The 8364-nt window shown below is 63.1% G+C and carries 9 protein-coding genes; 3 read left to right on the top strand and 6 right to left on the bottom strand.

The features are described 5' to 3' along the window. Both EN993_RS26460 and EN993_RS26455 read left to right on the top strand, forming a co-directional pair. On the top strand, positions 1-334 hold a 334-nt coding region (locus EN993_RS26460), incomplete at its 5' end, for a VOC family protein (RefSeq protein WP_127265235.1). A 114-nt stretch (positions 335-448) separates the two neighbouring features. After that, on the top strand, positions 449-1015 hold the full coding sequence (locus tag EN993_RS26455; RefSeq protein WP_109668317.1) for an isoprenylcysteine carboxylmethyltransferase family protein: 567 nt from the start codon (positions 449-451) through the stop codon (positions 1013-1015). A gap of 10 nt (positions 1016-1025) precedes the next feature. On the opposite strand, the gene EN993_RS26450 is transcribed toward EN993_RS26455, so the two are convergent. From EN993_RS26450 to ettA, 4 genes are all read right to left on the bottom strand, one after another. Further along, positions 1026-2147, bottom strand: coding sequence for a beta-ketoacyl-ACP synthase III (locus EN993_RS26450; RefSeq protein ID WP_109668319.1), 1122 nt, complete (start codon positions 2145-2147; stop codon positions 1026-1028). 131 nt (positions 2148-2278) lie between these two features. Beyond that, a complete protein-coding gene (locus EN993_RS26445; RefSeq protein ID WP_126071130.1) occupies positions 2279-2614 on the bottom strand; it encodes a hypothetical protein in 336 nt (111 codons plus the stop codon). Between the two features lie 104 nt (positions 2615-2718). Further along, on the bottom strand, positions 2719-3486 hold the full coding sequence (gene tam / locus EN993_RS26440; protein ID WP_127265234.1) for a trans-aconitate 2-methyltransferase: 768 nt from the start codon (positions 3484-3486) through the stop codon (positions 2719-2721). 46 nt (positions 3487-3532) lie between these two features. Further along, a complete protein-coding gene (ettA, locus tag EN993_RS26435) occupies positions 3533-5182 on the bottom strand; it encodes an energy-dependent translational throttle protein EttA (RefSeq protein ID WP_013530923.1) in 1650 nt (549 codons plus the stop codon). 256 nt (positions 5183-5438) lie between these two features. On the opposite strand from ettA, the gene EN993_RS26430 reads away from it, so the two are divergent. Further along, positions 5439-6725, top strand: coding sequence for a GGDEF domain-containing protein (locus EN993_RS26430; RefSeq protein WP_127265233.1), 1287 nt, complete (start codon positions 5439-5441; stop codon positions 6723-6725). Positions 6726-6733: 8 nt separating this feature from the next. Here EN993_RS26430 and EN993_RS26425 read toward each other — a convergent pair whose 3' ends face one another. Together EN993_RS26425 and EN993_RS26420 are read right to left on the bottom strand one after the other, a co-directional pair. After that, positions 6734-7345, bottom strand: coding sequence for a hypothetical protein (locus EN993_RS26425; RefSeq protein ID WP_109668323.1), 612 nt, complete (start codon positions 7343-7345; stop codon positions 6734-6736). Between the two features lie 125 nt (positions 7346-7470). Continuing rightward, on the bottom strand, positions 7471-8364 hold an 894-nt coding region (locus tag EN993_RS26420), incomplete at its 5' end, for a ribonuclease (protein WP_127265231.1).

Below are 8364 nucleotides of genomic sequence, written 5' to 3'. Positions count from 1 at the left end.
GTGTGGCCTCGGCCGAGCAACGGTCCTGCTGCGCTGGGGAGACAACGACATGCCGGTGCGGACCGAAGCCATGCGCGGAAAAGTCCTGCATGCCCGGTTCGAAGGCCCCGGCGTCCTGTTTCATGCCTCCGACAATGACGACGCCGAGCCGATGAAGGGTTCCGCCCTTTGCCTGGAGTTCGACGACCTGGCCGCCATGCAGGAGCTTTTCGGCCGCATGAGCACAGGCGGCCGGATCACCGTGCCTCTGGCGCGGCAAATTTGGGGAACCAGCTTCGGCATGCTGGTCGACGCTTTCGGCGTGCAATGGATGTTCAGTTGTTCCAGGGGATAGACCCGCGGATCACGATCTTCTTACCAGGAATGAAGCCCGTCCGGCGTCGCGCCGCATTGCCGCCGCGCTGTGCCGGTTTCATGGTGATATCAGGACAGTTCGCGGAGGCTGATCATGCGACCCGTGACGGCAATCACATTGCTTTGGTTGATCTGGGCAGGAACCTGGGCCGTCGCCGCTTTGTGGTCCGACCCTGCCCAGAAGCGCGCCGGATTGAGGGCGGAGGCCCGCTATCGGGGTCTCTGGCTGGCCGGCGCGGTGCTGCTGTTCATTCCGGCGCACGGCTATGAAGGCCGGCTCAGGTTATGGATGCCTGATCTCCCCGAAGCCTGGATCTGTGTCGCCCTGATCGCCATCGGCATCGCCTTTGCCTGGTGGGCGCGCCTGCATCTCGGCAGGCTGTGGTCGGGCACGATCACCGCCAAGGCCGGGCACCGGATCGTCAACACCGGCCCGTACGGCCTTGTCCGGCATCCGATCTACACCGGATTGCTGCTGGCGGTCCTCGCCACCATGGCGGCCAAGGGCACCGTCTGGGGCATAGCCGGAACCGCCCTGCTCATCATCGGCATCGTGACCAAGGCAAGACTGGAAGAAAGCTTCCTGCGAGGCGAACTGGGCAGCGCCTATGACGACTATGCCAGGCGCGTGCCGATGCTGGTGCCGTTCGCGCCAGCCTGACACGGCAAGCTCAAAGCATCCGCAGTAGCGCGCCGCCTATCGAATACCCCGCGCCAAAGGCGCAGATCAGGCCGAAATCGCCGGGCTTCATGTCGGCGTGGTTTTCCGACAGCGCGACGATGGCGCCGGCGCCCGCCGTGTTGCCCAGCCGCTCCAGCACCATCGGCGCGCGGTCGTGATCCACCTCGTGGCCGAACGACAGTTTCAGGATCATCGCATTCATGCGCGCATTGGCCTGATGCAGCCAGAAGCGCCTGATCGCCTGCGGCGTCAGCCCGTGCTCGGCGAGGAATTCGACGATGAATTTTTGCCCGGCGACGGTGACTTCCTTGAACACCTTGTTGCCGACCTGCTTGATCAGGTTGCCTTCCAGATTGATCATGTAGGGATCGTCCTGGGCGGTGCGGGTGTGATAGCCCAGATTGGTGCGGATGTTGTTCGACATCTGCGTCCAGACGCGCGTGTCGAGCACCTCGAAACGCCCCGGCCGCTTATCGCCCTTGGCCAGACCTTCGACCACCATCGACACCGAAGCGTCGCCGAAGATGAAATGCGTCTGCCGGTCGCGGAAATTGAGATGACCGGTGATGATCTCGGGCGTCGTCACCAGAATGCGCTTGTGTGCGCCCGACCGCACGAGGTTGACGGCGATGTGCAAGGCGGCAGCCGCCGACGAACAGCCGAGCCCCATGTCGAAGCCGGCGCCCTTTGTCCCCAACGCCTCCTGCATTTCGATGGCGATCGCCGGATAGGGTCGCTGGTGATGCGAGGCCGAGCAGATCACCAGGTCGATATCGGACGGCTTCAGCCCGGCATGGTCGAGAGCCTTTTGGGCCGAGGCGATGCCGAACTCGGCTTCGAGCGACAGCGCATCGTCAGGCCGTGCCGGAATGCGCGGCGCCATGCGGGTCGGATCGAGGATGCCCTCGCGCTCGATGACATGGCGGGTGCGCACGCCCGAGGCGTGGACGATGAAGTCGCTGTCCGATTTCGACAGCGGCGGCTCGTCGGTGCCCAGGCGGCGCGCATTCTCCGTGTCGACCCAGGCATTGAAGCTGGCGACCAGTTCTTCGTTGGTGATCTTGGCTTCAGGGATTTCAACGCCGATGCCACTGATGATGACGCGATGCATATATCCAGTCCGTCCATCCGCAGGCGTTGCGGGCTTCATGTGGGCGCCGGAACGCTCCGGCGCAACACTTTTCTCACCGCGGCGGTTTACGCCGGCTTAAACCAAAGGTTTGGGCCGACTTAAGCCTGACTTCACCAGGCGCAGAGCTTGGTGTTGGTCTGCGGGTTGTTCCAGCAGGCGCCGTCGTCGCGGCTGCGCACAAACTGCCCCGGCAGCGGCACATTGCGGCGGCCGAGATTGACATAGCCATAGGCAAAACCCGGCCCGTCGATTTCCAGGACATAGGTCGGATAGCCCGGCGCCGAGATGCGGAAGCTGCCCGCATCATCGATCGCCCTGTAGCTGCATGAGAAATAACCGTCATCGCTGGTGAAGCAGCGTGCTCGCTTGGCTTCCGCCGAGATCGAGAACGCCAGAAGTGCCGCCGCGCACACGCTGCCGCCGAAAAGCATCTTTTTCAATGTCATCATCCACCCCCCTACCATGGGCCATCGTGACCCAACGCGGTGAAATGCGCATGGCGGCGAAATCCGGTCAAGCGGCCGCAACGGGCGCCGCGCAACGTGGATAATCAAGCCCGCTTGGCGACGATGAAGATGCGCGGAAAGCGCAAAAGCACCTTGCCATCAGCCGTCTTCGGATAGGCCTTGGCGATCTTGGCCGTGTAGCTGTCGAGGAACAGTGTCTTCTCGTTCGCATCGAGCGGGTCGACAAAAGGCTTCAGGCCCGTCGACTTCACCCATTCAACGATCGCCTGCGCGTCGGCAAGCGGGTGGTTGTAGATGGTGTGCCAGATATCCAGCCGATCGCTGAGCGGCGACAACAGGTCATAGTAGAACGACACCGGCTGCAGCGGCCCGCGCGCGGCCCCCTTGAGCTTTTTGGCAAATGGCATTTCGGCGGCGGTTTCCCGCATCAGGCGGTGCGAATCTTCGCCCATATTGTCGGGCATCTGGATGGCCAGCGCGCCGCCTGGCGCGAGAAAACCCATCAGCCGCTGGAACACCTTGGGATGCTCGGGCAGCCACTGGAACACCGCATTGGCAAAAATCACGTCGACCGGCTCCGCCGGCTGCCATTTGGAAGCATCGGCGAGATCAAAGGTGACCTCTGGCAGGCGCGCCCTCGCCTTCTCGATCATGTCGGGTGAGGTGTCGAAGCCGCTCACCTCAGCATCCGGCCAGCGCTCGACAAGCAGCTCGGTCGAGTTGCCCGGCCCGCAGCCGATATCGACGACCCGGCGCGGGAAGTCGACGGGGACCTGCGCGACCAAGTCGCGCGCGGGTCGCGTGCGCTCGTCCTCGAATTTCAGATATTGGGCGGCGGACCAATCAGCCATGTGAGCTCCTCATGTCTTCTTGAGAATTCGCCGCCCGGAAAACTCCTTACCGCGTCAGCCTCTTATACGTCATGCGGTGCGGGTTGACGGCATCGGGCCCAAGGCGGCGTATCTTGTCCTGCTCGTAATCCTCGAAATTGCCCTCGAACCATTCGACATGGCTGTCGCCCTCGAAGGCGAGGATGTGCGTCGCCAGGCGATCGAGGAACATGCGATCGTGCGAGATGATGACCGCGCAGCCGCCGAAGTTTTCCAGCGCGTCTTCAAGTGCGGCAAGCGTTTCCGTATCGAGATCGTTGGTCGGTTCGTCGAGCAGCAGCACATTGCCGCCGGTCTTCAGCATCTTGGCCAGATGCACGCGGTTGCGCTGGCCGCCGGAGAGGTTGCCGACCTTCTGCTGCTGGTCGCCGCCACGGAAGTTGAACGAGGCGCAATAGGCGCGCGTGTTGGCTTCGAACTTGCCGAGCTTGACCACTTCGGCGCCGCCGGAAATCTCTTCCCACACCGTCTTTGACGGATCGAGCGCGTCGCGGCTCTGGTCGACATAGCCGAGCTTGACCGTTTCGCCGACACGGACCGAGCCCGCATCCGGCTTTTCCTGACCGGTGATCATGCGGAACAGCGTCGTCTTGCCGGCGCCGTTCGGGCCGATGACGCCGACGATGCCGCCGGGCGGCAGCTTGAATTCCAGCCCGTCGATCAAAAGCGTGTCGCCAAAGCCCTTCGACAGGCCTTCCGCCTCGATCACCACATTGCCGAGCCGCTCGCCATGCGGAATGACGATCTGCGTGTCGCTCGGACGCCGCTTGTCGGCTGCATCCAAAAGGTCCTGGAACGCCTGGATACGCGCCTTGGACTTGGTCTGGCGGGCCTTGGGGCTCGACTGGATCCACTCGCGCTCGCGGCCGATGGCGCGCTGGCGGGCGTCGTCCTCGCGGCCTTCCTGCTTGAGCCGCTTGGCCTTGGCTTCGAGGTATTTGGTGTAGTTGCCCTCATAGGGAATGCCGCGGCCGCGGTCGAGTTCAAGGATCCAGCCGGTGACGTTGTCGAGGAAGTAGCGATCGTGGGTGATGATCATCACAGCGCCCGGATAGGCACGCAGATGCTTTTCCAGCCACGCCGTGGTCTCGGCGTCGAGATGGTTGGTCGGTTCGTCGAGCAGCAAAAGGTCGGGCTGGCGCAGCAAGAGCTGGCAGAGCGCGACGCGGCGGCGCTCGCCGCCCGAAAGCTTGGTGACTTCCGAATCCTTGGGCGGGCAGCCCAGCGCTTCCATCGCCATCTCGACCTGCTGCTCGAGATCCCACAGGTTGAGCCGGTCCATCTCGTCCTGGAGCTTGGCCGACTCGTCGGCCGTCTCGTCGGAATAATTCATCATCAATTCGTTGTAGCGCTCGATGATGGCGGTCTTGGCGGCGACGCCTTCCATGATGTTTTCGAACACGGTCTTGTCCGGATCAAGCGCCGGCTCCTGCGCCAGGTAGCCGACGGTGGCGCCTTCGGCGAGCCAGGCTTCGCCGTTCCACTCCTTGTCGAGCCCGGCCATGATCTTGAGGATCGTCGACTTGCCCGAACCGTTGGGGCCGAGAATGCCGATCTTGGCGTCGGGATAGAAGGAGAGATGGACATTCTCGAGCACCTTCTTGGTGCCATAGGCCTTGTTGAGGCCGGCCATGTGATAGATGAACTGGCGTGCCACGCGCGCTTTCCCTGAAAAAACTGACTGGATTGTCGAATTGAGTGGAGGTTGGCCGCTATGTAGGCGATGCGGCGGCGAACGGCAATCGCTTTTGCCGCATCTGGCCGGTCACACGCGGAAGTGTCCGCCAACCGCTGAAGTTTTCCACGCTCATCGGACGCGATGAAAGCTCCGGTTAACCCTTCCGGGTCAAAACAGGATCGGGGTGGAATCGCTGATTTGCAGCGATTTCAGGAGAAAGATCGGATCGACGGCATTGCTGAACAGTTTCCTGCTCCTTGCCGAAGCGGTCGTCTACTTCAGCGTCATGGTGACGCTTTTCCGCTTCAGACAGCGTATCGGCCTCGGCGTCTTCGTCTGCGCGCTCGGCGTCATGCACTTCCTCGAGACCTATCTCGCCAGCGTTTTTTACGTCGCCTTGCCGTTCGGCATGGTCTCGCCGGGCTCGGCTGTGCTGTTTTCCGGCAAGCTGGTCATGCTGTTGCTGCTCTATATGAAAGAGGATGCCGCCACCGTGCGTCAGCCGATCTACGGCCTGCTGTTCGGCAATGCGCTGATGATCGGGCTGGTGCTGCTGCTGCGCCTGCACGTCATCGCGGCACTTCCCGACGGCAGGCTCCCCGACATCGGCTTCATCGACGAGATGGGCTGGCTGATGGTCTGGGGCACGACGCTGCTGTTCGTCGACGCCATCCTGATCATCCTGCTCTATGAAAAGCTCGGGCGTTACCTGCGCAAGGCACAGTTCGCGCGCATCCTGATTTCGGTCGCTTGCGTGCTCACCTTCGACCAGGCCGGGTTCTTCACCGCGCTGCATTTCGTCGCCGGCGCGCCGATCGCGGTCTTTTTCGGCGGCTGGTTTGCCAAGATGGCGGCGGCGCTGATCTTCAGCACCATGCTCGTGGCCTATCTCAAATGGTTCGAGGAGCGTCAGGTCGCGGCGCCGCGCGGGCTGACCGACATTTTCGAAACACTCACCTATCGCGAACGCTATGAAGCGCTGGTCGAACATGTCGGCCGTGACGGCCTGACCGGCCTGCTGCATCGCGGGCGCTTCGACGCCGACGGTGAAGCCGCCGTCCAGGACAGCCTGCGCACCGCCAGGCCGCTCAGCCTGCTGATCATCGATGTCGACCATTTCAAGTCGATCAACGACCGTTTCGGCCATGCCGAAGGCGACAAGGTGCTGAAAGCGGTTGCGATCCTGCTTACCGAGGCGGCAAGCGCCGAAGACCTGGTGTTCCGCATCGGCGGCGAGGAATTCGCCATCCTCAGTTCGCGCCCGCACTCGGTCGCCAGGCTGTTCGGCGAAAGCATCCGCTACGCGGTCAAGGCCTCGGCCGCCACCAGCCGGTTCGAGCTGACCGTCAGCGCCGGCGTTTCCAGCGTCAGCGAAACGACGCGCTGCCTTGCCGACCTGTTCGCGCTTGCCGACCAGCGCCTCTACAAGGCGAAGTCGACCGGGCGCGATCGCGTCGTCGGCGAGCCGGGCGGCCACGAAGCCGACGCAGCCGTTGCGTGGACCAAGTCCGCGCAGATCTAGGTCTGTCGTTAGGACTTCTTCTGCCGCCGAAAGCCTGTCACGGTGGAAACCGCCATCAGCGCGATCGCCAGCCATTTCAGCGCGGTGATGATCGGCCCGGCTTCGATGTCATAGGCAATGAACAGCAGGATGCCCGGCACCAGCAGGCCGCATAGAATCAGCATGATGCGGTTGATCTGCCACGACACTTTTGACGCCAACGCCTCGTCGCCGGGCGCGGAAACAAGTGCCGCCCGCACCGCCCTGCCGCCCACCAGCATGGCCGAAAGGCGCATCGAGATCGGCAGGCCGAGCCCGATGATCAGGAAAGCACAAGTCGCCAGCAGCAGCGAAAACTTCAGCGCGCTGGTTTCCGCCGGTATGGGAAACAGCAGCGTCGCCAGCGGCAGGAAGACACCGAAAATGCCGATCGCCGCGATAGTGATGAAAATCACCGCATTGACGATCGTGAACAGCTGGTAGGTGCCGACGCCGATCGGTTCGGATAGCGTTCGCATGCGCGCCCATTCGGCGTCGGTGTAGGAAAAGCCCGGCCATTCCATGCGGGCATCGTTTATCGAGACCATGCCCCTGGCCCAGAAAGCCAGCCGCGCCAGCGCGCTGCTCGTCATGCCATCCATTGCGAGCCCCGCCGAAATGATGCGCGGGCAGCATAGCATCGGGACGCGGCAAGGCGACAGTCCGGTGTCTGCGTCCTGCCAGCGCCTGCTGGAACCGCCCGTACTTACTGGAAGCCGCCCCGTACTTACTGGAACCCAATCGCGTCGACAGTGCCTGTCGGGCAACCGGCCTTGTTGGTCGGCACCGAAGCCAGCAGCAGGTCCTTGAGCGAGCTGTTGGAGCCGATCGGACCGGCGAGGCCGAGCGTCAGTTCGCCGATCAGCCGCCTGCCGCTCGACGGATCGATGACGCAGGAAACACGCACGCGGTCCCCTGCTCCCGCCCCGAAGGCAGTGTCGAAGGCGCCGCGAATCTGGTCCGCCGTCAGCTTGCCGCCGATGTTCTTGGCAAAGAGATCGCGCACCGGCGAGCTGTTCACCGCGCGCATCAAGTTGAGCGCGTCGGAGAAATAGTCCTGCTGGCTCTTGCCGTAGCAGGTGCCGTGCTTGATCCATTCATGCCGTTCGAGCTTGGAAGCTGTCCCCGGCATCACCTGATCGAGCTCTGTGCGGGTGTTGGCGTCCAGATTGACCGGCGGCAGGTCTTTCCAGTGGGCCGGATTGTCGTTGGCCTTGTCGCTCGCCGTCGCCTGGCAATAGAAATTGCCGTTCGGCTGCGGCCACAGGCCGTGCAAGGTGAAATGCGTAGCGTCGAAATCACCTGCACTCTGCACCTTGCATTCCGTCTTGCTCGACTTGGTCTCGCAGAAGGCCGGCTGCCAGCTCAGCGCGAAGACATATTCGGGTTTTCCCGATGCCGCCGGCTTGCCTTGCCCGCCCGGTGCGGCCGGCACGGTCGCGGCGCTGCTACCCGAAACATGGCCGCAGGTGACTTTCACCCAGCGGCGCTCCGGATCGGCGCCCGGCACCAGGATGAGGTAATGCGTCGGCGTATCCTTGTTGCCGGCAAGCAGCTGGTAGCTCTGCCCGGCATCGGTCGAGACGTTGCCGGGGTTCTTGCCGTTCTTGATGGCCTGCGT

The sequence above is a fragment of the Mesorhizobium sp. M7D.F.Ca.US.004.01.2.1 genome, assembly GCF_003997785.1.
Taxonomy (GTDB): domain Bacteria; phylum Pseudomonadota; class Alphaproteobacteria; order Rhizobiales; family Rhizobiaceae; genus Mesorhizobium; species Mesorhizobium loti.
Note: the sequence above shows the minus strand (reverse complement) of the source record. Positions and strands in the feature narration are given on the sequence as shown.